The organism is Caballeronia catudaia, from assembly GCF_001544755.2.
Taxonomy (GTDB): Bacteria; Pseudomonadota; Gammaproteobacteria; order Burkholderiales; family Burkholderiaceae; genus Caballeronia; species Caballeronia catudaia.
The window spans coordinates 136,657-158,247 of the sequence record NZ_FCOF02000001.1; the positions used below are offsets into that span (position 1 = coordinate 136,657).

General features: G+C 63.6%; 21 protein-coding genes and 1 pseudogene. 14 read left to right on the top strand and 8 right to left on the bottom strand.

Annotated elements, in window-relative coordinates; translation table 11 throughout:
- Positions 1–243: 243 nt before the first annotated feature.
- From AWB75_RS00610 to AWB75_RS00645, 8 genes are all read left to right on the top strand, one after another.
- Positions 244–720 (top strand): (2Fe-2S)-binding protein, encoded by a 477-nt coding sequence (locus tag AWB75_RS00610; protein WP_061122149.1) that lies wholly within the window; start codon positions 244–246, stop codon positions 718–720.
- A gap of 55 nt (positions 721–775) precedes the next feature.
- Positions 776–3,157, top strand: coding sequence for a xanthine dehydrogenase family protein molybdopterin-binding subunit (locus tag AWB75_RS00615; RefSeq protein WP_061122150.1), 2,382 nt, complete (start codon positions 776–778; stop codon positions 3,155–3,157).
- 12 nt (positions 3,158–3,169) lie between these two features.
- Positions 3,170–3,976, top strand: coding sequence for an FAD binding domain-containing protein (locus AWB75_RS00620; RefSeq protein WP_061122151.1), 807 nt, complete (start codon positions 3,170–3,172; stop codon positions 3,974–3,976).
- Positions 3,976–4,869 carry an AAA family ATPase gene (locus tag AWB75_RS00625; protein WP_061122152.1) on the top strand — a complete coding sequence of 298 codons (894 nt, stop codon included), beginning with the start codon at positions 3,976–3,978 and terminating at the stop codon, positions 4,867–4,869. The genes AWB75_RS00620 and AWB75_RS00625 overlap by 1 nt, the downstream gene beginning before the upstream one ends.
- Positions 4,866–6,050, top strand: a complete 1,185-nt coding sequence (locus tag AWB75_RS00630; protein WP_235011917.1) for a vWA domain-containing protein — start codon at positions 4,866–4,868, stop codon at positions 6,048–6,050. Before AWB75_RS00625 ends, AWB75_RS00630 begins: the two co-directional genes overlap by 4 nt.
- Entirely contained in the window at positions 6,041–6,592 is a 552-nt protein-coding gene (locus tag AWB75_RS00635) for a CoxG family protein (RefSeq protein ID WP_061122154.1), read from the top strand. The genes AWB75_RS00630 and AWB75_RS00635 overlap by 10 nt, the downstream gene beginning before the upstream one ends.
- Positions 6,565–7,584: an XdhC family protein gene (locus AWB75_RS00640; protein ID WP_061122155.1), complete on the top strand. Its 1,020-nt coding sequence runs from the start codon at positions 6,565–6,567 to the stop codon at positions 7,582–7,584. The genes AWB75_RS00635 and AWB75_RS00640 overlap by 28 nt, the downstream gene beginning before the upstream one ends.
- A gap of 145 nt (positions 7,585–7,729) precedes the next feature.
- Positions 7,730–8,956, top strand: coding sequence for a PepSY-associated TM helix domain-containing protein (locus tag AWB75_RS00645; RefSeq protein WP_235011918.1), 1,227 nt, complete (start codon positions 7,730–7,732; stop codon positions 8,954–8,956).
- A gap of 9 nt (positions 8,957–8,965) precedes the next feature.
- Here the strand turns inward: AWB75_RS00645 and AWB75_RS00650 are convergent, their stop codons facing one another.
- The 3 genes from AWB75_RS00650 to AWB75_RS00660 all read right to left on the bottom strand — a co-directional run bounded on the left by AWB75_RS00650 (position 8,966) and on the right by AWB75_RS00660 (position 11,178).
- The gene (locus AWB75_RS00650) at positions 8,966–9,694 is read right to left on the bottom strand and encodes a PepSY-associated TM helix domain-containing protein (RefSeq protein WP_061122156.1); all 729 of its coding nucleotides are present in this window, start codon (positions 9,692–9,694) and stop codon (positions 8,966–8,968) included.
- Positions 9,695–9,870: 176 nt separating this feature from the next.
- Complete coding sequence (locus AWB75_RS00655; protein WP_061122157.1) at positions 9,871–10,911, bottom strand: serine/threonine protein kinase; 1,041 nt, start codon at positions 10,909–10,911, stop codon at positions 9,871–9,873.
- 54 nt (positions 10,912–10,965) lie between these two features.
- Positions 10,966–11,178 (bottom strand): hypothetical protein, encoded by a 213-nt coding sequence (locus tag AWB75_RS00660; RefSeq protein ID WP_014192763.1) that lies wholly within the window; start codon positions 11,176–11,178, stop codon positions 10,966–10,968.
- Between the two features lie 324 nt (positions 11,179–11,502).
- Between AWB75_RS00660 and AWB75_RS00665 the strand changes: the two genes are divergently transcribed.
- Both AWB75_RS00665 and AWB75_RS00670 read left to right on the top strand, forming a co-directional pair.
- Complete coding sequence (locus AWB75_RS00665) at positions 11,503–12,762, top strand: MFS transporter (protein WP_061122158.1); 1,260 nt, start codon at positions 11,503–11,505, stop codon at positions 12,760–12,762.
- A gap of 225 nt (positions 12,763–12,987) precedes the next feature.
- Positions 12,988–13,170, top strand: a complete 183-nt coding sequence (locus tag AWB75_RS00670) for a hypothetical protein (protein WP_016346751.1) — start codon at positions 12,988–12,990, stop codon at positions 13,168–13,170.
- Between the two features lie 40 nt (positions 13,171–13,210).
- Here AWB75_RS00670 and AWB75_RS00675 read toward each other — a convergent pair.
- Positions 13,211–13,933, bottom strand: a pseudogene (locus AWB75_RS00675) (dienelactone hydrolase family protein).
- Between the two features lie 522 nt (positions 13,934–14,455).
- On the opposite strand from AWB75_RS00675, the gene AWB75_RS00680 reads away from it, so the two are divergent.
- Positions 14,456–15,601 (top strand): branched-chain amino acid ABC transporter substrate-binding protein, encoded by a 1,146-nt coding sequence (locus AWB75_RS00680; protein WP_061122159.1) that lies wholly within the window; start codon positions 14,456–14,458, stop codon positions 15,599–15,601.
- A 51-nt stretch (positions 15,602–15,652) separates the two neighbouring features.
- Here the strand turns inward: AWB75_RS00680 and AWB75_RS00685 are convergent, their stop codons facing one another.
- Positions 15,653–16,876 (bottom strand): MFS transporter, encoded by a 1,224-nt coding sequence (locus AWB75_RS00685; protein ID WP_061122160.1) that lies wholly within the window; start codon positions 16,874–16,876, stop codon positions 15,653–15,655.
- A 158-nt stretch (positions 16,877–17,034) separates the two neighbouring features.
- On the opposite strand from AWB75_RS00685, the gene AWB75_RS00690 reads away from it, so the two are divergent.
- The 3 genes from AWB75_RS00690 to AWB75_RS00700 all read left to right on the top strand — a co-directional run bounded on the left by AWB75_RS00690 (position 17,035) and on the right by AWB75_RS00700 (position 19,721).
- Positions 17,035–17,721, top strand: a complete 687-nt coding sequence (locus AWB75_RS00690; protein WP_061122161.1) for a HugZ family pyridoxamine 5'-phosphate oxidase — start codon at positions 17,035–17,037, stop codon at positions 17,719–17,721.
- A gap of 320 nt (positions 17,722–18,041) precedes the next feature.
- Positions 18,042–18,347 (top strand): H-NS histone family protein, encoded by a 306-nt coding sequence (locus AWB75_RS00695; RefSeq protein ID WP_061122162.1) that lies wholly within the window; start codon positions 18,042–18,044, stop codon positions 18,345–18,347.
- A 186-nt stretch (positions 18,348–18,533) separates the two neighbouring features.
- On the top strand, positions 18,534–19,721 hold the full coding sequence (locus AWB75_RS00700) for a cation diffusion facilitator family transporter (protein ID WP_061122163.1): 1,188 nt from the start codon (positions 18,534–18,536) through the stop codon (positions 19,719–19,721).
- Positions 19,722–19,730: 9 nt separating this feature from the next.
- Here the strand turns inward: AWB75_RS00700 and AWB75_RS00705 are convergent, their stop codons facing one another.
- From AWB75_RS00705 to AWB75_RS00715, 3 genes are all read right to left on the bottom strand, one after another.
- A complete protein-coding gene (locus AWB75_RS00705; protein WP_008352298.1) occupies positions 19,731–20,189 on the bottom strand; it encodes an Lrp/AsnC family transcriptional regulator in 459 nt (152 codons plus the stop codon).
- A 104-nt stretch (positions 20,190–20,293) separates the two neighbouring features.
- Positions 20,294–20,932 carry a 3'-5' exonuclease family protein gene (locus AWB75_RS00710; RefSeq protein WP_061122164.1) on the bottom strand — a complete coding sequence of 213 codons (639 nt, stop codon included), beginning with the start codon at positions 20,930–20,932 and terminating at the stop codon, positions 20,294–20,296.
- Complete coding sequence (locus AWB75_RS00715; RefSeq protein WP_061122165.1) at positions 20,929–21,573, bottom strand: MBL fold metallo-hydrolase; 645 nt, start codon at positions 21,571–21,573, stop codon at positions 20,929–20,931. Before AWB75_RS00715 ends, AWB75_RS00710 begins: the two co-directional genes overlap by 4 nt.
- Positions 21,574–21,591: the final 18 nt, after the last annotated feature.

Below are 21,591 nucleotides of genomic sequence, written 5' to 3' on the forward strand. Positions count from 1 at the left end.
TTCGTCCTCGCGTAATTCACGTGAAAGCGCCGCCCGAGAGGCGGCGCTTTGCTTTTCCGGCGCGTGCCGCGCGACGCTCACGGCGCGAATTTGGGACGGGCGTTCGACGGATGGCGAGGCCTTCCGATTTGTGTTTTACTCATTGTCACAAACACATAACACCCAACCCAGCTGAACGCTCACGCGGAGTCAAGGCAGGTGCATCGGCGTGAAGCTGGTTCGTCCTCACCAGGAGACAGTGAAATGGCGCTTAGCATCAGCCTGACGGTCAATGGGAAACCTGTGACCGCCACCGTCGAACCGCATCTTCTGCTTGTCCAGTTTCTCCGCGATCAACTCAGGCTCACCGGCACGCATATCGGTTGCGACACCGCGCAGTGCGGCGCGTGCACGGTTCATCTGGACGGCCGCGCGATCAAATCGTGCAACATGCTCGCCGCGCAAGCCGATGGCATGCACGTGACGACCATCGAAGGCATGGCGAAGGACGGCCAGCTTCATCCGATGCAGGCGGCCTTCAAGGAGTGTCACGGCCTGCAATGCGGCTTCTGCACGCCGGGTATGGTGATGAGCGCGAGCGCGCTGGCCGCGCAATCGTCCGATCTCACTGAAGAAGAAGTGCGCGAGCAGCTCGACGGCAATCTGTGCCGCTGCACGGGCTATCACAACATCGTCAAGGCGGTTCTCCAGGGCGCGCAGGCCATGAAAGCCGGCGCCTGATCCCAAGCCGAACTTCTTCTCAAACCGAAGTGTCGCGCCTAAACGGGAGACCGCGATGAATGCCCCTGAGCAACAGAAATTGATCGGCGCCGGCGTCAAGCGCAAGGAAGACTATCGCTTCCTGACGGGCGCGGGCCAGTACACTGACGACGTCGTCCTGCCGCAGCAAAGCTACGGCGTATTCCTGCGTTCGCCGCACGCGCACGCGAAGATCAAACGTATCGATACCGAAGCGGCCACGAAGTCGCCCGGCGTGATCGGCATCTTCACCGGCAAGGATCTCGCGGGCGAGAACGTCGGCGGCCTGCCGTGCGGCTGGCTGATCCACAGCATCGACGGCTCGCCGATGCACGAGCCGCCGCATCCCGTCATCGCGCACGACAAGGTGCTGCACGTGGGCGATCAGGTGGCGCTGGTCGTCGCGGAATCGGTGAAGGAAGCGAAAGACGCGGTCGAACTCATCGAGGTCGATTACGACGAACTGCCCGCAACGGTCGATACCGGCACCGCGTCGGACGCCGGCCGGCCGCTCGTGCACGACAGCGTGCCGAACAATGTCTGCTTCAACTGGGGTCACGGCGACAAGGCCGCGACCGACGCCGCGTTCGCGCAGGCCGCGCACGTGACGACGCTCGATATCGTCAATCAGCGCATGGTGCCGAACGCGATCGAGCCGCGCGCGGTGAATGCGAGCTTTTCGAAGCACGACGACAGCTACACGGTCTACGTGTCGAACCAGAACCCGCACGTCGAGCGCCTGCTGATGGCGGCGTTCGTGCTGTCGCTGCCGGAATCGAAACTGCGCGTGATCGCGCCGGACGTGGGCGGCGGCTTCGGCTCGAAGATTTTTCTGTATGCGGAAGATGTCGCGCTGACGTGGGCGTCGAAGAAAGTCGGGCGGCCGATCAAGTGGACGGCCGAGCGCTCCGAGGCGTTTCTCTCCGACGCGCACGGCCGCGATCACGTCACGAAAGCGGAACTCGCGCTCGACAAGGACGGCAAGTTCATCGGCATGCGCGTGCACACGACGGCGAACATGGGCGCGTATCTGTCGACGTTCGCATCGTCGATTCCGACCGTGCTCTACGCGACGCTGCTCGCGGGCCAGTACGCGACGCCCGCGATCTACGCCGAAGTGAAAGCCGTGTTCACGAATACCGTCCCCGTGGATGCGTATCGCGGCGCGGGACGGCCGGAAGCGACATACGTCGTCGAACGTCTGGTGGAAACGGCGGCGCGCGAGATGAACATCGATCCGGTCGAGTTGAGGCGGCGCAACTTCATCCGCCAGTTTCCGTACGCGACGCCGGTCGGTCTCACCTACGACACCGGCGATTACGACACGATCCTGAACCGCGCTCTGGAGTTGGCTGACGTCGCGGGTTTCAAACAGCGACGCGAAGAATCAAAGCAAAAAGGCAAGCTGCGCGGCATCGGCTACTCGTGCTACATCGAGGCGTGCGGGCTCGCGCCGTCGAACGTGGCGGGCGCGCTGGGCGCGCGTGCGGGCCTCTTCGAAGCGGGCGAAGTGCGCGTGCATCCAACCGGCTCCGTCACCGTGTTCACCGGCTCGCACAGTCACGGGCAAGGCCACGAGACGACGTTCGCGCAAGTGGTCGCGGACCGGCTGGGCGTGTCGATCGAGAACGTCGAGATCATTCACGGCGATACCGGACGCATTCCGTTCGGCATGGGCACGTACGGCTCGCGGTCGATATCGGTGGGCGGTTCCGCGATCATGAAGGCGCTCGACAAGGTCGAAGCGAAGGCGAAGAAAATCGCCGCGCATCTGCTCGAAGCGTCGGCGGAAGATATCGAGTTCACAAACGGCGTGTTTCGCGTGAAGGGCACGGACCGCACGAAGACTTTCGTCGATGTCTCACTCGCCGCATACGTGCCGCACAACTTTCCGCTCGACCAGATGGAGCCGGGCCTCAACGAAAACGCGTTCTACGATCCGGCCAACTTCACGTATCCGTCGGGCGCGTATGTGTGCGAAGTCGAAGTCGATCAGGACACGGGCGAGACGCGCATCCAGAAGTTCACGGCGGTCGATGACTTCGGCAACGTGATCAATCCGATGATCGTCGAAGGGCAAGTGCACGGCGGCCTGGGGCAGGGCATCGGCCAGGCGATGCTCGAACGCTGCGTCTACGACGACAGCACCGGCCAGTTGCTTTCCGGCTCGTTCATGGATTACGCGATGCCGCACGCGATCGACCTGCCGAGCTTCACCGTGGAGACCGCGAAGGGCACGCCCTGCACGCACAACCCGCTCGGCGTGAAGGGCTGCGGCGAAGCGGGCGCGATCGGCTCGCCGCCCGCGGTCATCAACGCGATTCTCGACGCGCTCAGCCCCCTCGGCGTGAAGGACTTGCAGATGCCCGCGACGCCACATCGCGTCTGGACCGCGATGCACAACGCCCAGCACGCCTGAGGAGACAACGCCATGTACTCATTCGATTTTCAGAAGGCCGACGAAGCAAAAGCGGCCGTCGCGGCGTTGAGCGCGAACGGCGACGCCAAATTCCTCGCCGGCGGCCAGAGCCTCTTGCCGACGATGCGCCTGCGCCTCGCGCAGCCATCGGCGCTGATCGACGTGACGCGCATCGCGTCGATGAAGGGCATCGCGCTCGATGGCGGCAAGCTCACGATCGGCGGCGCGATGTGTCATGCGGAAGTCGCGGCGAATGCCGACGTGAAGAAAGCGCTGCCGGGCCTCGCGGACCTCGCGAGCCGCATCGGCGACCGACAGGTGCGCGAGCGCGGCACGATCGGCGGCTCGCTCGCCAACGACGATCCCGCGGCGTGCTATCCCTCCGCCGTGCTCGCGCTGAACGCGACGGTCGTCACGGACCGAAGGCGCATCGCCGCGGACGATTTTTTCATCGACATGTATCAGACCGCGCTCGAACCCGATGAGCTGATCACCGCCGTCGAGTTTCCGCTCGCCGAGCGCGCGGGCTACGAGAAGTTTCGCAATCCCGCGTCGCACTTCGCGCTGGTTGGCGTGTTCGTCGCGAAGTTCAAGGACGGCGTGCGCGTCGCGGTGACGGGCGCGGCGTCGTCGGTGTTCCGTGCGGCGGAGCTGGAGGCGGCGTTGTCGAAGGACTTTTCGGTCGCATCGGCGCGCGGCGTGACGATAAAGCCCGACGAACTGAACGAGGACATGCACGCGAGCGCCGTGTATCGCGCGCATCTGATTCCGGTGCTCGCGGGCCGCGCGATCGAGCGCGCGATGTCGTTTCCGGCGTGATGCAGGGCGAGCCCGCTTCCATCGACGAGACGCTCGCGCGCTTGCGCGAGCATCAGTACTTCGCGAACCGCGAGCTCGCGACGGCGCTCTTTCTCGCGCTGAAGATGCAGCGGCCGCTCTTTCTCGAAGGCGAGCCGGGCGTCGGCAAGACCGAGCTCGCGAAGGCGGCGGCGGGCTTGTGCGGCACGACGCTCTTGCGCCTGCAATGTTACGAAGGGCTCGATACCGCGAGCGCGCTATACGAGTGGGACTATCCGCGGCAGATCATGGCGCTGCGGCTTGCGGAAGCGTCGGGGGACACGCCGTCGAACGATTCGCTGTACCGCGGCGAGTTTCTGCTGAAGCGTCCGCTGCTCCAGGCGCTGCTGCCCGATCCCGCGAATCCCGATGCGCGCCGCGTCCTGCTGATCGACGAAATCGACCGCGCCGACGAGCCGTTCGAAGCGTTCCTGCTCGAATTGCTCTCCGACTTTCAGGTGTCGATTCCGGAGTACGGCACGGTGCGCGCGAAGACGCCGCCGCTCGTCGTGATGACATCGAACCGCACGCGCGAAGTCCACGACGCGTTGAAGCGGCGTTGTCTCTATCAGTGGATCGGCTATCCGGAACGCGATGTCGAGCTGGCGATCGTCGCTGCCCGCGCGCCGGAGGCGGGAAGTGCGTTGCAGGCGAGAGCGGTCGCGTTCGTGCATCAGTTGCGCACGCTGGATCTGTTCAAGGCGCCGGGCGTCGCGGAGACGATCGACTGGTGCCGTGCGCTGGCGGCGTTGTCGGTGTCGGAGCTCGATCCGCAATCGGTGCAGGACACGCTCGGCGTGCTGCTGAAGTATCAGGACGATCTCGCGCGCATGGACGCCGACACGCTCGCGCGATGCCTTGCCGCTGCGCCATGACGATGGAACCGTTCGCCCGCAATGTCGTGCATTTCGTTCGCTTGCTGCGCGGCGCGGGGCTCGGCATGTCGCCGGCGCATGCGGTCGATGCGCTCGACGCGCTGCGTCACGTCGATCTGAACCGCCGCGACGATGTTCGCGCGACGCTCGCCTGTCTGCTCGTGCACGCCAGCGACGAGCGCGATATCTTCGACGCGGCCTTCGATCTCTTCTGGCGCGATCCCGACTGGGAAGGCAAGCTGCGCGCGCTGCTCTTGCCGAAGGTGACGAGCGGCATGCCGCCGCCAAAGCGCAACAACCGTCTCGCCGATGCGCTCGCCGCGCACGCGGCGCAATCGCAAACGCCGGCGCCCGAATCGAAGCCGGAAGAGGCTCACGCGCGCATCACGTTCAGCGCGCAGGAACGCCTGAGCCATCGCGACTTCGACACGCTCAGCGCCGACGAATGGCGCACGCTGCGGCATCAGATTCGCGCGCATCGGCTGCCGCTCGCCACCGAGCCGACGCGCAGACTGAAGGCCGCATCGCGCGGCACGCACGCCGATCTCAAAGCGAGCGCGCGCCACGCGGTGCGCTCGGGCGGCGACTGGACCGTGTGGAAGTATCGCGCGGCGGTCGAGCGCAGACCGCCGCTCGTGCTGCTGCTCGACATTTCGGGATCGATGAGCGCGTACTCGCGCGCCGTGCTCTATTTCTGCCACGCGCTGTTGCAGTCGCGCGAACGCCTGCAGGTATTCCTGTTCGGCACGCGCCTGACCAACGCGACGCGCGCGCTGCGCGAACGCGATCCCGATGTCGCGATCGCCACGCTCGGGCAAAACGTCGCCGACTGGTCGGGCGGCACGCGCATTGGAGCTGCGCTCGCGGAGTTCAATCGACGCTGGGCGCGCCGCGTGCTCGCCGGCCGGGCGACGGTGCTGCTCGTCACCGATGGCCTGGATCACGAAGCCATCGACGTGCTCGATGCCGAAATGCAGCGGCTCAGGCGCTTCGCGCATCGGCTCGTGTGGCTCAATCCGCTGCTGCGCTTCGCCGATTTCACGCCGCGCGCGCGAGGCGTGCGCGCGATCCTGCCGCACGTCGATGCGATGCTCGCGGCGCATAACCTCGACAGCCTGTCCGCCGTCGGGCCCGAACTGGCCGCGCTGTCACGGCACACTGGAGACACGAGATGGAACTGACCGAAACTCACACCTTGCCGGTGCCGCAGGCGCGCGCGTGGGAAGCGCTCAACGACACGTCGATCCTGAAGGCCTGCATTCCCGGCTGCGACAGCATCGACGCGGACGGCGAGAACGCGTACAACGTCGCGATGACGGCGGCGGTCGGCCCAGTCAAGGCGCGCTTCAAGGGAAGAATGGAGCTCACGAACATCGACGCTCCGCATACCTATACGATCGTGTTCGAAGGGCAGGGCGGCGCGGCGGGCTTCAGCAAGGGCAGCGCGACCGTGAACCTCGAACCGGGCGACGAAGCCGACACCACGACGCTCAGCTACACCGCGAACGCGCAAGTGGGCGGCAAGCTCGCGCAGATCGGCTCGCGGCTCGTCGACGGCGCAGCGCGTAAGATTGCAGGAGAATTTTTCAAGCGGTTCAGCGCGCAGTTGCATGGCGGTGAGGCCGCGCCGGAATCGCAGGACTCGTCCGCAGAAGGGGAAAACGGCGGCGAGAAAGAAGAGAAAGGAAAGAAATCATGGACAGCGTGGATCTCGAAGTCCTGAAGAACAGCGCGCGATGGCTCGACGAAGGGCATCGCGTATTGCTCGTCACGGTGGTGAAGACGTGGGGCTCGTCGCCGAGGCCGGAGGGCGCAATGCTCGCCGTGCGTGACGACGGGCATGTGGTCGGCTCGGTGTCGGGCGGCTGCATCGAGGACGATCTTATCGATCGCGTGCGGCAGCGGGGCATCGAGCAGACACAGCCCGAAGCGGTGAAATACGGCATCAGCGCGGAAGAGGCGCATCGCTTCGGCTTGCCGTGCGGCGGCACGATTCAGCTCGTGCTGGAACCGTTGACGCTTTCCAGCGGCATCGCCGATCTGTGCGCGGCGGTCGAAAGCGGCAAGCTCGTCGCGCGCACGCTCGACATGGCGACGGGCGTCGCGCGCCTCGAACCCGCGCGCGCGACCGATGGCGTGCTCTTCGACGACGATCGGCTTCTGACGATCCACGGCCCGCGCTATCGCATGCTGGTGATCGGCGCGGGGCAGTTGTCGCGCTATCTGTGCAGTATCGCGGTCGGGCTCGACTACCAGGTGACCGTCTGCGATCCGCGCGAAGAGTACACGGAAGAGTGGAACGTGCCGGGCACGACGATCGTGCGCACCATGCCCGACGACACCGTCATGGACATGAAGCTCGACGAGCGCTGTGCCGTGATCGCGCTCACGCACGACCCGAAGCTCGACGATCTCGCATTGATGGAAGCGCTGAAGACGCCTGCGTTCTATGTCGGCGCGCTCGGTTCGCGGCGCAATAACGCGGCGCGCCGCGAACGTCTGAAGGAATTCGATCTCAACGAGGCCGAGCTTGCGCGTCTGCATGGGCCGGTGGGGATTTATATCGGCAGCAGGACGCCGCCGGAAATCGCCGTGTCGATTCTGGCGGAAGTGACGGCGGCGAAGAACGGCGTGTCGCTGCCCGAACTGTTGCAGGTGGAAGGCGCGAAGGCGGCGCGCGAAATCGCAGGCAAGGGCCAGGTATGCGGCGTTTGAGCTGCGTTTGAGCGGCGTCGAAAAATTACAAAAGCCTGACTGAACGGCGTCTGTACGCGACGGGCGACTATATAATAATCGTTCTCATTTGCGCGGCCGAGGTGGCTGACGCGAAGCCCGTTACTTCTGCTCAACTCGACATCGAATGTCCGGCAAGTTTCTGACCGGCGATGGCCGGCGCGCCGCAGCACGCGCCGATGACTCGTCCGCCGCGCCACGCGCCACGCGCGATCGCAACGAACAGCGACACATGAGCCAGCGCGCGCTGCGCGCGTGGGCGATCGTGCATCGCTGGACGAGTCTCGTCTGCACGGTTTTCATGCTGCTGCTTTGTCTGACGGGCTTGCCGCTCGTGTTCGGCCACGAGCTCGACATCCTGACAGGCGATGCGATCGAAGCGCCCGCGCTGCCCGCATCGCAGGCCGATGCGCGCGCGAGCTACGAGGACGTGCTGCGCGCCGCGTTGAAGGCGCATCCTGGCCACGTGCCGCAGTACATGATCTGGGAGCCGGACGAGCCGCTTCTGCCGATCGTCGTGACCGCGGCACGCACCGATACGCCGCCCGACGACACGCTCAGCACGACTGTCGACGCCCGCACCGCGCAGCCGCTCGGCATGCCGCCGGGCAAGGGCTCGCTCAAGTTCGTGCTGCTGAAACTGCACGTCGACATGTTCGCCGGACTCTTCGGCAAGCTCTTTCCCGGCGCGATGGGAGTCGTGTTTCTCGTGGCGATCGTGTCGGGCATCGTCGTGTATCTGCCGTTCTGGCGCAAAGTCGGGCTCGGGCGTGTGCGGCTGAAAAAGAAGCGGCGCATCGTGTGGCTGGACTGGCATAACGCGATCGGCATGCTGACGCTCGCGTGGGCGCTGCTCGTCGGCGCGACGGGTTCGATCAACACGCTTGCGGATCTCATGCTCGAGGCCTGGCGCAACGATCAGCTCGCGCAGATGGTCGCGCCTTATCGCGGCCAGCCACCGGTGACGGTCCGCGCTTCCATCGACGACGCCGTGAAGACCGCGCGAGACGTCGCGCCCGGCATGATTCCGTCGTTCGTCGCGTTTCCGGGGACGCGCTTCGCGAGCCCGCATCACTATGCCGTCTGGATGCGCGGCGACGGCATTCTCACGACGCGCATCATGCGTCCCGTCCTCGTCGATGCATCGACGGGTGCACTGACGGACTCACGCGAGTTGCCGTGGTACCTGAAAGTGCTGCTCGGCTCGCAGCCGCTGCATTTCGGGGATTTCGGCGGGATGCCGCTCAAGATCTTCTGGGCGGCGTTCGATATGCTGACGATCGTCGTGCTGGGAAGCGGGCTTTATCTGTGGCTCACGCGGCATAACCCGCGGAAGGGGCGGCGCGCCGCGTGAACGGGGAGATCAGATCAACCCGCAAACGATCGCCGCGATCAACGACGCCGCCACGATCACCACGCCGGCCGTGCGGCGCTTGTTCATTTCGGTCCACAGCAGCACGCCCGTCAGCGACAGCAGGATGATGCTGCCCGCGAAGGTATCGATGAGCAGCACCCATCCCGCGCTCAGGCCCACGCCCTTGTGCAGGTTGGTCATCATCGCAAGGAAGGTGTTTTCGGTGCGTTTCACCGAGACGAAGTTGTTGCCTTCCCAGTACTCGGCCTGCACGCTGCCGCCCGGCGATGCCACCATCACCGACCATTGCTCCGGCTGCATCGTGCTCTTGTCGCCCCAGCCGACCGGATGCGCCGGCTCGCGTCGCGTCCGGCCGAGATTGCCGTCGAGCTTGAGTTCTTTCTTCAGCCAGTTGCCCATGTCGCGCGGCGTCTTGAAGCCTTCGGCGGGCAGCGGCATCTGCAATTGCGCAACCTGCGGCTCACCGGTGGAAATGCGCAGCGGCGGCGCGCGGTGATTCAGCAGAAAGCCAGTCGTGCCGAACAGCAGGCCGAGCAGCGCGCCCCACAAGCCGATCCAGCCATGCACCTTGCGCAGCCACTTCAGAAAGGTCGAACGGCGCGAGCGGTTCTTGCGGACATATTGTTCGGCATCCTCGACCAGACGGTGCGGGCGGTAGCTTGTCGAGCCGCTCGCGACGGGCGGCGGCTGCGGATTGAGGGTGTCAGGCGCGTTCACGCGTCTCTCCGAATTCGGGCGTTGGCAGGCAAAGCCGCGCCGCGATCGGCACAACGCGGATCAGACGCGGCGATCGACGATAGGCGGGCAAATGAGAATCGTTATCATTGCATGGCCCGACAGGCTTTTCAATGCTTTGCGATTGCCTGACAGTCTGTGAAGTGTCACGAAAAATTTCAGACGGCCCAGAGCGGACCTTCCTGCATCGCGCCGACTTGCTCGCGCAGTTCGAGGATCCGGTCTTCCCAGTAACGCTGCGAGTTGAACCACGGAAAAGCCGCGGGAAAGGCGGGATCGTTCCAGCGGCGCGCGAGCCACGCCGAGTAGTGAATCAGACGCAGCGTGCGCAACGCTTCGGTCAGATGCAGCTCGCGCGGATCGAATTCGCAGAAATCTTCGTAACCGGCGAGCAGATCCGCCAGCGCGCGCGATGCGTCCGCGCGTCCGGCCGGCAGCAGCAGCCATAGATCCTGTATCGCCGGACCCATGCGGCTGTCGTCGAAATCGACGAAATGCGGGCCCGCGTCCGTCCACAACACGTTGCTCGGATGACAGTCGCCGTGCAGACGCAGATGCCGCACGTCGCCGGCGCGATCGAAGCATTGCGCGACGCCATCGAGCGCCATCGACACGACGGCTTCCCACGCTTCACGCACATCGCGCGGAACGAAGCCGTGCGTCAGCAAAAACTCGCGCGGCTCATGGCCGAACGTGGCGATGTCGAGCGTCGGCCGTTCGCGATACGGCTCGATCGCGCCCACCGCGTGAATGCGCCCGATGAAGCGCCCGAGCCATTCGAGCGTGTCGCTGCGGTCGAGATCGGGCGCGCGGCCGCCGCGCCGCTCGAAGACGGAAAAGCGGAAGCCGTCGAACTCGTGCAGCGTGACGCCTTCGAAGGCTCGCGCCGGAACCGCCGGAATCTCGCGTGCGGTAAGGCTTGCAACGAACGCGTGTTCTTCGAGAATCGCCTCGTTCGACCAGCGTTTCGGACGATAAAACTTCGCGACGACCGGCGCGCCATCTTCGACGCCCACCTGATAGACACGGTTCTCGTAGCTGTTGAGCGGCAGCAGGCGGCCATCGGTGCGTGCGCCGGCGGGCATCAATACGCGGTCGACTGCGTCGAGCACGCGCTCGGGCGTGAGGCCGGAGAAGGGCGGCGCGTCGCCGTCGTCGGGCGGGGGCGCGCCGTGGGAATCGGGATGGATCGAGTTCATCCCGGCATTGTGCCGCGCTCGGGCGCAAACGGCATCAGTGTATAGAGCGGTTTCTCAATGAACGACCGTATTCGACGGACGCACGACATCGCCCGTATCGATCAGGTCTTCGAGAAAAAACGGCTCCGTATTGAGCAGTTGGGTGACGCCGGGCTCGCCCGCATACCACGCGACCATCGCCATGTCGCCGAGAATGCGCATGACGATGCCGCGCGCGCCCTGAGGCACGGCAATATGCACGGAGCGGACAATCGAACCGATTTGCATGATGAATCCCCGTTTCAGCGCCGGCTGAGAGTAAAGCGCCGGTCAAGTATTTTCACCAAGCACAGGCTTTTCACGGCTCGTGCACCAGACTGTTCGCCGCTTCGTTGTTGCGGCAAGCGCGATACGCGCCGTATTCATGAACGATTGTGCTACCACTTTAACGCAACGCGGCGCGTCGGCGCGATGCCAATCGCGGCGTTATGTTGTCGATCGCAGACGGCTGGCCGTAAATATGAGTGATCGACGCCGGGAAGCGGCTGTCGCATCAGGCAAAACCCTTAGGAACGGCGTATCGTTGAGGGCTTTTCAGCGGAGACTTCAGACGTGAACGCATCGCCGGCGCCGCAGCGCCCGAATCCCGGCAACGCAGACTGCGCTGCCGACTCCGCGCCGTATCTCGAACGCGGGTCGCGCGCCTACTGGTGTGCGTCGCTTGCGCTCCTGTTCGCCGGTTACGCGACATTCTCGCTGCTGTATTGCGTCCAGCCGCTCCTGCCCGAGTTCACGAAAGCGTTCGGCGTCAGTCCGGCGGTGAGCGCGCTGTCGGTGTCGGTGAGCACTGCGGCGCTGGCGATCGCCATTTTCATCGCGGGATTCGTGTCCGAGAGCTGGAGCCGTCATCGGCTGATGACGCTGTCGCTGCTCGCATCGTCCGTGCTGACGGTCGTTGCCGCCGTGCTGCCCGACTGGCACGCGCTGCTCATCATCCGCGCGCTCGAAGGCTTCGCGCTTGGCGGTGTGCCCGCCGTCGCGATGGCCTATCTCGCGGAGGAAGTGCATCCCGAAGGCCTCGGCCTCGCGATGGGTCTTTACGTCGGCGGCACGGCGATCGGCGGGATGGCGGGGCGCGTCATCAGCGGCATCCTTGCGGATTTGTTCGGCTGGCGCATCGCGATCGGCGGAATCGGCGTGCTCGGTCTGCTGGCTACGCTCGCCTTTCGCTCGCTGTTGCCGCCGTCGCGACGCTTCGAGCCGCGCCGCGGCGTCGGGTTCGCGCATCATCGGCGGTCGCTTGCGGGGCACCTGCGGCACGGCGGTTTGCCGTTTCTGTTCCTGATCGGCTTCGTGCTGATGGGCAGCTTCGTCACGCTCTACAACTACGTCGGCTACCGGCTGCTCGGCGCGCCGTTCCGGCTCAATCAGACGCAGATCGGGGCGATTTTTACTGTTTATCTGACGGGCGTCGTCGCGTCGCCGTGGTCGGGCAAGATGGCCGATGCGTTCGGGCGCGGCCGTGTGCTGATCGCGAGTCTCGTCTTGATGATGCTTGGCATCGCGCTGACCGTGTCGAATTCCGTGCCGGTGATCATCGCCGGCACTGCATGTCTGACGTTCGGTTTCTTCGCGGGACATTCGGTCGCGAGCGGCTGGGTCGGACGACTCGCCGCGCACGCGAAAGGTCAGGCCGCCGCGCTTTATCTGCTCGCGTATTACCTCGGATCGAGCCTGATCGGATCGTACGGCGGACACTTCTGGACCGCGTTCGGATGGACGGGCGTCGCCGGCTTGATCGGCGGGCTGCTGCTCGTCGGACTGGCGGGCGCGGCTTATCTGAACCGGCGCGAGCGCGCTGGCGTCGCGTGAAATCGAAAGCCGGTTGAAATACGAAGAAACTCAGGGTTTTCCGCGTTCGCTTAAAATGAGCGCCTGTAAGACCTTGTTTCGCAAGGCATTCGGACGCCGCATCAGTCTTCCATCGCACGAAGTCGCGCCGACGCATCTCGCCCAGCCGCCTATACTCGAATCGTCGAGGCGGTCTCTTATCGCGCGACGATCGAAAGCCAGAAGCAGGACGATGGGAGACGCACAATGACGTACTTCACGATCGGCGACTTCATTTTGATTATCCCGATGGCGCTCGCTGGCGCCCTGTTTCTCGGGGCCATTCCCTGCGCGACACATTTCAAGAACAACGCGCTGCGCGTCTTCGGGGCGCTGCTCGGCGTGCTCGCCGCCTTTCTGCTCGTCGAAGGTTTGCCTGCGCTGATATGACAAGCGCGCCGTTCAGGCACGCTCGATCACGCAGCTTCTGTTACAGATGCTCGCCGAGGAAGCTCAGCGTGCGCCCGTGTGCGAGCGCCGATGCCTTCGCGTTGTACGACGCGCGATCGCCGCAGTTGAAGCCGTGATCGGCCTGCGAATACACATAGAGTTCTGAATCCTTGCGGCCCGCGAACTTCTGGCGCACGGCGTCCACCGCGTCTGCGGGAATGTGCGCGTCGAGTTCGCCGTAATGGAACTGCATCGGCACCTTGACCTGATCGGCCTGGTCGAGCGCATTCTGAATGCCGCCGCCCTAATAAGCCACGGCGAGATCCACCGATCCCTGCGCCGCCGCGAGATAGGCGAGCCGGCCGCCGAAGCAATAGCCGATCGCCGCGACCTTGCCCGTCACTTCGGGCAGTGCGCGCAGCGCTTTCGCCGCCGCGCCGACATCCGCGACCGCGGCATTCGCATCGGTCTTTTGCAGCAGTTCCATCGCCTTTTGGCGATCGGCGCCTTCGTAGCCGAGCTCGACTCGCGGCTGCGTGCGCCAGAAGACATCCGGCGCGAGCGCAACATAGCCGTCGGCGGCGTATTGATCGGCGACGCTGCGGATGTGGCCGTTCACGCCGAAGATCTCCTGCAGGATGATGACGGCGGGCCCGGCGCCCGTCTTAGGCAGCGCGAGATAACCCTGGAAGCTGTCGCCATCGGCGGGAATGTCGATCCAGCGGGAAGTTACGGATACGGTCACGTCGAACTCCTTGTACATGAAAGATTGGGCCGGTGGAGTGTGCCAGCTTTCCCTTTCACTCGCCCCTTAAGGTCCACGCGGCGTCAGGCACGCGCTTTGACGGGCGGCGCGATTATTAGAGCAGCAGATCTAAACACGCGCTAAAAGAGCGTTAAAAAAGCAGCTTAATGATGCGGGCGGGCAGAGATTATCGGCGCGCGTTCATCGAACTTGAATGAGGCCAAACCTTCGCGTGCCGATATCGTGGAAACCCGCATGTACAGGGCCTCTTCGCACGAACGCCACCACAAACGGCGGCGCATCACAACTGGCGGTTAATCGGTAGTGACACCAGTATCTTAAAAAACTTCCCTAAATTAATTTGACAACCCTACACTTGCGCGCAGTGCGGACGGCGGCCGTCACAAACGACCAGCCGGAAGGACTTGCCAAGTGCATGACGATGCATCCGGCGTGGTCGTCCACGGGACTGAGCGATCGTGATGAAAGACGGGGCACAGGGCGATTACGTTGTTTTTGGGACCGAAACTGGAGACTTACATGAACACCAAGCTTCACAAACTGTTGCCGATCAGCGCCGCAGCCGTGCTGTTCGCTACGTTGGCAACGTCCGCAGCAGCCGACCAAACGGTCAAGATCGGTCACGTCGCTCCGCTGACCGGCGGCATTGCTCACTTGGGCAAGGACAACGAAAACGGCGCGCGGCTCGCAGTCGAAGAGATCAACGCGAAGGGCCTCACGATCGGCGGCGAGAAGATCACGCTGGCGCTGGACCCGCAAGACGATGCCGCCGACCCGCGTACCGCTACGCAAGTCGCGCAGAAGCTCGTCGACGACAAGGTCGTTGCGGTCGTCGGCCACCTGAACTCGGGCACGTCGATCCCGGCATCGAAGATCTACAGCGATGCGGGCATCGTGCAGATTTCTCCGTCGGCAACGAACCCGGCGTACACGCAGCAAGGCTTCAAGACGACGTACCGCGTCGTCGCGACCGATGCGCAGCAAGGCCCGGCGCTCGCCAACTACGCGGCGAAGAATCTGAAGGTGAAGACGGTTGCCGTCGTCGATGACTCGACCGCTTACGGCCAGGGTCTCGCAAACGAGTTCGAGAAGACCGCAAAGTCGCTCGGCCTGAAGGTGATCTCGCACGACGCGACGAACGACAAGGCTGTCGACTTCCGCGCGATTCTGACGAAGATCAAGGGCGAAAACCCCGACGCCGTGATGTACGGCGGCATGGACGCGACCGGCGGCCCGTTCGCCAAGCAAGCCAAGCAGCTCGGCCTGCGCGCGAAGGTGCTGGCGGGCGACGGCGTCTGTACGGAAAAGCTGGCTGACCTGGCCGGCGATGCAACCGACAACATCGTGTGCTCGGAAGCGGGCATGGCGCTGGAGAAGATGGAAGGCGGCCAGGCTTTCGCGGCCAAGTTCCAGAAGCGTTTCGGCCAGCCGATCCAGATCTACGCGCCGTTCACGTATGACGCGGTGTACATCATCGTCGACGCGATGAAGCGTGCGAACTCGGTCGATCAGGCCAAGATCCTCGCCGCAATGCCGAACACGGACTACAAGGGCGTGATCGGCCAGACGAGCTTCGATTCGAAGGGCGACCTGAAGCACGGCGTGATCTCGCTGTACGACTATAAGAAGGGCAAGAAGACGCTGCTCGACGTCGTGAAGATGTAATTTCCCCGTGGTTCGAAAAAGCGCGCGGCGCCGAAAGGCCCGCGCGCTTTTTTATATCTTCAGCCGCTTGAGAATGCGCGGCCCGATGACGGTGATGATCGCGCAGCACGCCGCGACGACGCACAGGCCGATCGGCAGATTGCTGATCTGCGCGACGCCGCCGATCAGCACGGGCCCGAACAGCAGACCGAAGTAGGCGAGGCCCGCGACCTGCGCGAGCCCTTCGGCCGCGGTCACGCCTTCGACGCGCGCCGCCGCCGCGAACAGCACCGGCATCATGTTCGCGAGACCTAAGCCCATCAGCGTGAAGCCCGTCATCGTGACGATGACGTTAGGCAGCACGAGCGCTATCACCATGCCGATGAACGCGAGTCCCGCGCTGCCGAAAATCAGTTGCGGCGCGCCGAAGCGCGCGCGAACCGCGTCGCCGCCGAAGCGCCCGGCCGCCATGCCGCCCGAAAATGCGGCGTAGGCCGCGCTCGACACCGACGGCGTGGCTTCGACCACATCGCGCATATAGACGGTGGCCCAGTCGTACATCGCGCCTTCCGCGATCAACGCGACGAGCGCCAGTCCGCCGAGCGCCCATAACGCGCCCGAGCGCCAGCGGTTCGACGACGACGCCTTCGCGTGCTCGTCGTGATGCGGCACGTGCGGCAGCACCGCGGGCATCGACACGAGCAGGACCAGCAGGCTCACGCCCGACGCGAGCGCGAGATGCGCGGCGGGCGCGAGCCCGTGCGCGAGCAGCGCGCCGCCCGCGGCCGCGCCCGCCATGCCGCCGATGCTGAACATGCCGTGCAGCGACGACATGATCGGGCGGGCCAGCGCCTGTTCGACGGCGCTCGCTTCGGCGTTCATCGCGACGTCGAGCGTCGCCATGCCGAAGCCGAATATCGCGAGCACGACGAGCAGCATCCAGTAATGAGGCGTCACGAGGATCAGCGCGCCGCACAGCATCATGGTGATGCCACCCGCCATGCATGCGGTGCGCGTGCCGGCGCGCGCGATCCACGAACCGGTGGTCAGCATCGCGAAGATCGAGCCGCCCGCGACCGCGAGCAGCGCGAAGGACAGCATGCCCGGGCTCAACGCGAACTTGTCGCGCACGGTCGGCACGTGCACGCCCCACGACGCGTACATCATGCCCGCGATGAAGAACACGGCCATCGTCGCATGGCGGGCGCGGGCGCGCGTGGCATGGGGAAGGCTGCGATGCAACGCGAGCGTCGGATTGGATTCGCAGGCAGCGGAGGCGGTAGTCGAGTCGGACACGGGGGAAACCGTCGTTGGAAAGATTGCGTGAAAAACAAGGGCAGCCGTCGATGATGCCATCGGACGCGAAGGCTTTCGATTCTATCGAACGGCCAGGAGACACGCTCGCGCGCGCTGCATTAACATCGTCCGACCATTGATGACCGCGCGAGGGCTGGATGAAGATTCCGTCGCAAGCGCGGCTTCATTTGCTGCATCGCGTGGCCGAGGGGACGCTCGCCACGCATTCACGCGAGCCGCAGGGCTTTCCGTATCCGACGGCGCTGCCGTTCGCGCCGACGGCACGCCACATGCCGATGCTGCTCATCAGCCGTCTCGCCGAGCACACGCGTAACCTTCACGCCGACGCGCGGGCCGGCTTTCTCGTCGCGGATGCGGCGGATGGCGGAGTGCTGGAAGGGCAGCGTCTGACGCTGCTCGGCAGCTTTGCGCCCGTCGCGCCGGAAGATAGCGGCGAACTCGCGCGCCGCTATCTGCGTTATCACCCGGACGCGGAGCGCTATCTGCAACTCGGCGATTTCTCGTTCTGGGTGATGTCGGTGGAGCGCATGCGCTATATCGGCGGATTCGGCGCAATGGGCTGGCTCGCCGGTGATGAAGTCGATTCGCTGGAGCCGCTTTCGACGGCGGAGGAAACATCGCTTTGCGCAGAATTCGACGCTAATCCAAGGCGGCCAGCGCATCTTCGATTATTGGGGGTAGACCGATATGGCTTCGATTTGCTGCTTGCAGAGGCGCGCAATCGTTTTACATTCGATTACCCCAAACTGACGAGCGAGGAATTGCACGCTGCGCTTATGGACCTTATCGAGCGTCAAAGCGGCAGTGCAGGCGCAATGGATTAAGGCGTCGCGCGCGATTCAGCCTGAAGTTGTCATCCCGTGAAACGTTTCCGGCATATCTTATTCATTGGTTTTCATCCGATGCTAACCGCTGCCGCCACGAAGCAAGCATTGCCACTTTTTACATCCGATCAACGGTACTAACCAACTTCGCATTTTTCGGCAATTGTTACGAAGAATGGCACTAAACTTTATTCCGATAGCGATTCGCACATGCAGCGATAATACGAACTGTGTTAATCTGCGTGCCAGTCCGAGGCTATACTGATAATTGAAAGCGAGCGCACCGATTCGCAAGTCAGCACACCACTAAGGGAATTGCCATGCCTTCATACAAGGAACTCCTCGCACAGCGCGAGTCTCTCGAACGTCAGATTGAAGAAGCGAAGTCGCGCGAATACGCCGAAGTGCTTAATGAGATCAAGCAGAAAATGGCGGATTATGGCATCACGCTTCAGGAATTGGCTGGCGGCCGGGGCGTAAAAGGCGTGAAGGTAGCACGCAGCAGCCGTGCAGGCGTAGCGCCCAAATACCGTGACCCGGAAAGCGGCAGCACCTGGTCCGGCCGCGGCAAGCCGCCGAAGTGGATCGCAGGGCAAGACCGCGACAACTTCCTCATCGGCAAGTAAGTTCTGGATTGCATCGTGTAATAAAAGGCCGCGTTTCGTAATGCGGCCTTTTTCCTTTTGGCAGAGGGTTTTCCCGTCCGCCGCCCGCTTTTCAGCGCGGCGGCGCGACAACGGCGCTGAGCCTCATAACCGCTGCGACATACCGACTGGTAAAATCCAGAATCGTACGATTCGGGACAAAATTACATGCCGCTTTCGACCACGCGCGCATCGGAAAAACAGGATGTGGCGCGTCGAACCACCTGGACGAGCATTGCGCTCAATAGCGCGCTTGCCACGGCGCAACTCGTCGTAGGCTTCGTGGCGCATTCCCAGGCTTTGCTTGCGGACGGAATTCATTCGCTGGCGGACATCGTCTCCGATTTTATCGTTCTCATTGCCAACCGTCAGGCATCTGCCAAGCCCGACCTCGACCATAACTACGGACATAACCGATATGAAACGGTGGCGTCCTTATTCCTCGGCGGATTGCTGATTGCGGTCGGGGTCGGAATGTTATGGCGCGGCGGTACGCGCATCGTCAACCTTCAGGATATTCCGCCGGTAAAGGCGGGCGCGCTCGCGGTTGCGATAATCGTGCTCATCTCGAAGGAAGCGCTCTTTCGCTTTATGCTCCGCGCGGCCGAACGCATTCGCTCCGCACTGCTTATCGCAAATGCATGGCATGCACGTTCGGACGCCGCTTCCTCCCTCGTCGTCGCGTTGGGGATTATCGGCAGCCTCGCAGGATTTCGAATTCTGGATCCGATTGCGGCGATGGTTGTCGGGTTTTTGATCGGGAAAATGGGATGGACGTTCGCATGGGACGCGTTACAAGATCTTTCCGACCGCGCGCTCGATCAGACGACGGCAGACGATTTACGCGCGATCTTGTCTACGACGCCCGGCGTGCATGAAGTTCACGACTTTCGTACCCGAAAAATGGGAGATCTGGCAATCGTCGACGCGCATGTTCTCGTCGACCCTCAGATATCGGTTTCGGAGGGGCATTACATTGCGGAATCGGCGCGTGCGAACCTCCTGGCCGATTCTCGCGTCATCGATGCGCTCATTCATGTCGATCCTGAAAGCGATGCTCTGAATCCGCAGCCAGGCAATTTTCCGCAGCGTTCGACTGTGAGCGACGCCGTCTGCGCCGCATTCGCACAGCACGGGCTGCCGGTCGCGGCGCTGAATCTGCATTACCTCGGCAGTGGCTTCAGCGTCGATGTCATGTTGCCGGCATCGAGTGCGGAGGATACGGCCACCCGCCTGAACGCGATCGACTTCGACGCGCTCAGGCGGCAGATCGGCGCGCGCGAGATTCACGTCGCGCAGGCACTCGGTCTCGAGCCGTCCACGACGCCGAAACGGGCCATCGATCTGCCGCGCTGAAGGTTTTCGTCAGAGCGGCAACTGCGTGTCGAACTTGATTTCGCGAAGCACGACGCTCGTTCGCACCTGCGCGACGGCGGGAATCTTGAAAATGCGATCGTGGAGGAACGCGTCGTACGCTTTGATATCCGGCGCGACGATCTTGAGGATGTAATCGGACTCGCCGGTCGTGCTGTAGCACTCGGTGACTTCCGGGCACGTTGCTATTTCGCGCTCGAATTGCTCGACGCCGCCTTCCGTGTGCCGTGTCAGATGGATATGCGCGAGCGCGCAGACGTGAAGACCGAGCTTTTCGCGGTCGAGTAGCGCGGTATAGCGCTGAATGACGCCCGACTGCTCCATGTCCTTGATGCGCCGCCAGCACGGCGTGCTCGACAGGCCGACCTGGTCGGAGATTTCCTGAACGGAACGCCGTGCGTCCAGTTGCAGAAGACGCAGGATTTTTTGTGAGAATGTATCGAGAGTCAACTGCGCCTCCGTTCGGTCGCGATTTGACTCTAATAGTAGAGGCGTCGGAAAAGAAACGCAATGCAAAACGGCCGCACTGAGGGAGTTTCCCTAACTCGCTGCCTTCAGAGCGCGGTTTTACCTTCGGCGTCGTGGTTAGGTTCGGTCGAGGGCCGCGACAGCGCCGCCTGCGACGCCCGTAGCTCCGCGAGCATGTTGCAAAAGAGCGCGCCTTGCTCAATGGCGTCGTCGAGCGCGACATGCGTGTGCGGCAGTTCGTCGAACCAATGCTTGGGCAAACGCGGCTTGATCGCCTTTCGATAGGGCAGGCCGGTCATCGCGAAGGCGAGCGTCTTGATATCGAGCGCCGACCACGAGAACGGGCAGCGCTCGGCGAAACGCATCATGTACCAGAACATATGGGTGAAGTCGAAACCCGCAGGATAGGCGACGAACACCGGCTTTCCGGGCAAGGACTCGACCCATTCGACATAGGCTGGCAACGCGATCTCCGGTTTCTGCAAATCCTTGCGACATGCGGCCCAAGCGTCGGGCTGAGTTTTCCACCACGCGGCCTGGACCGGATGCGGCGCCGCGCCTTCGAGCGTTTCGAGATTCGCGGAGAACGTGCCGATGAGCTGTTTGTCGGCCGTGTAGGCTGCCGAGGCGAAGCTCAGCATCGAGTGCGGGCCGGGAATCGGGCCGTCGGCTTCGACGTCCGTGCTGACGTAGATTTCGGGAATCGCGGACGCGTTGGCGTTCATGCGGCGACTCCATCGCGTACGAAGGGATTGCTTTGCCGCTCTTCGCCGAATGTCGACGTCGGGCCGTGACCGGGAACGAACGTGACGTCGTCGCCGAGCGGCCAGAGCTTTTCGCGGATCGAGCGGATGAGTTCGGCGTGATTGCCACGGGGAAAATCGGTGCGGCCGATGGAACCGGCGAACAGCACGTCGCCGACGAATGCGAGCCTGTGTTCGCGGCTGAAGAACACGACGTGGCCCGGCGTGTGGCCCGGACAGAAATAGACGTCCATCGACTCATTGCCGAATCGCACGGTATCGCCGTCGACGAGCCATCGCGCCGGCGTGAATGCCTCCGCATTCGAGAATCCGAAGCGCTGAGTCTGAGCGGGCAACTGGTCGATCCAGAACGCGTCCTCGCGATGAGGTCCCTCTATTTGTATGCCGTAATGGTCCGCGAGTGCCGTCGCGCCGCCGCAGTGATCGAGATGGCCATGCGTCAGAAGAATTTTTTCGACCGTTACGCCCTGACGACCGACCTCCGCGATGATCCGGTCGACGTCGCCGCCCGGGTCCACGACGGCGGCGCGCTTGGTGGTCTCGCAGATCAGGATGGAACAGTTCTGCTGAAAGGGCGTCACGGGAACGAGAATGACTTTCATATGACTGTCGGCGGTACA

Excerpts from the sequence above, each read along its gene's own strand:
- AWB75_RS00610 (WP_061122149.1), top strand. The coding sequence starts at position 244 with ATGGCGCTTAGCATCAGCCTGACGGTCAATGGGAAACCTGTGACCGCC.
- AWB75_RS00615 (WP_061122150.1), top strand. The coding sequence starts at position 776 with ATGAATGCCCCTGAGCAACAGAAATTGATCGGCGCCGGCGTCAAGCGC.
- AWB75_RS00620 (WP_061122151.1), top strand. The coding sequence starts at position 3,170 with ATGTACTCATTCGATTTTCAGAAGGCCGACGAAGCAAAAGCGGCCGTC.
- AWB75_RS00625 (WP_061122152.1), top strand. The coding sequence starts at position 3,976 with ATGCAGGGCGAGCCCGCTTCCATCGACGAGACGCTCGCGCGCTTGCGC.
- AWB75_RS00630 (WP_235011917.1), top strand. The coding sequence starts at position 4,866 with ATGACGATGGAACCGTTCGCCCGCAATGTCGTGCATTTCGTTCGCTTG.
- AWB75_RS00635 (WP_061122154.1), top strand. The coding sequence starts at position 6,041 with ATGGAACTGACCGAAACTCACACCTTGCCGGTGCCGCAGGCGCGCGCG.
- AWB75_RS00640 (WP_061122155.1), top strand. The coding sequence starts at position 6,565 with ATGGACAGCGTGGATCTCGAAGTCCTGAAGAACAGCGCGCGATGGCTC.
- AWB75_RS00645 (WP_235011918.1), top strand. The coding sequence starts at position 7,730 with ATGTCCGGCAAGTTTCTGACCGGCGATGGCCGGCGCGCCGCAGCACGC.
- AWB75_RS00655 (WP_061122157.1), bottom strand. The coding sequence starts at position 10,911 with ATGAACTCGATCCATCCCGATTCCCACGGCGCGCCCCCGCCCGACGAC.
- AWB75_RS00660 (WP_014192763.1), bottom strand. The coding sequence starts at position 11,178 with ATGCAAATCGGTTCGATTGTCCGCTCCGTGCATATTGCCGTGCCTCAG.
- AWB75_RS00670 (WP_016346751.1), top strand. The coding sequence starts at position 12,988 with ATGACGTACTTCACGATCGGCGACTTCATTTTGATTATCCCGATGGCG.
- AWB75_RS00680 (WP_061122159.1), top strand. The coding sequence starts at position 14,456 with ATGAACACCAAGCTTCACAAACTGTTGCCGATCAGCGCCGCAGCCGTG.
- AWB75_RS00690 (WP_061122161.1), top strand. The coding sequence starts at position 17,035 with ATGAAGATTCCGTCGCAAGCGCGGCTTCATTTGCTGCATCGCGTGGCC.
- AWB75_RS00695 (WP_061122162.1), top strand. The coding sequence starts at position 18,042 with ATGCCTTCATACAAGGAACTCCTCGCACAGCGCGAGTCTCTCGAACGT.
- AWB75_RS00700 (WP_061122163.1), top strand. The coding sequence starts at position 18,534 with ATGCCGCTTTCGACCACGCGCGCATCGGAAAAACAGGATGTGGCGCGT.
- AWB75_RS00710 (WP_061122164.1), bottom strand. The coding sequence starts at position 20,932 with ATGAACGCCAACGCGTCCGCGATTCCCGAAATCTACGTCAGCACGGAC.
- AWB75_RS00715 (WP_061122165.1), bottom strand. The coding sequence starts at position 21,573 with ATGAAAGTCATTCTCGTTCCCGTGACGCCCTTTCAGCAGAACTGTTCC.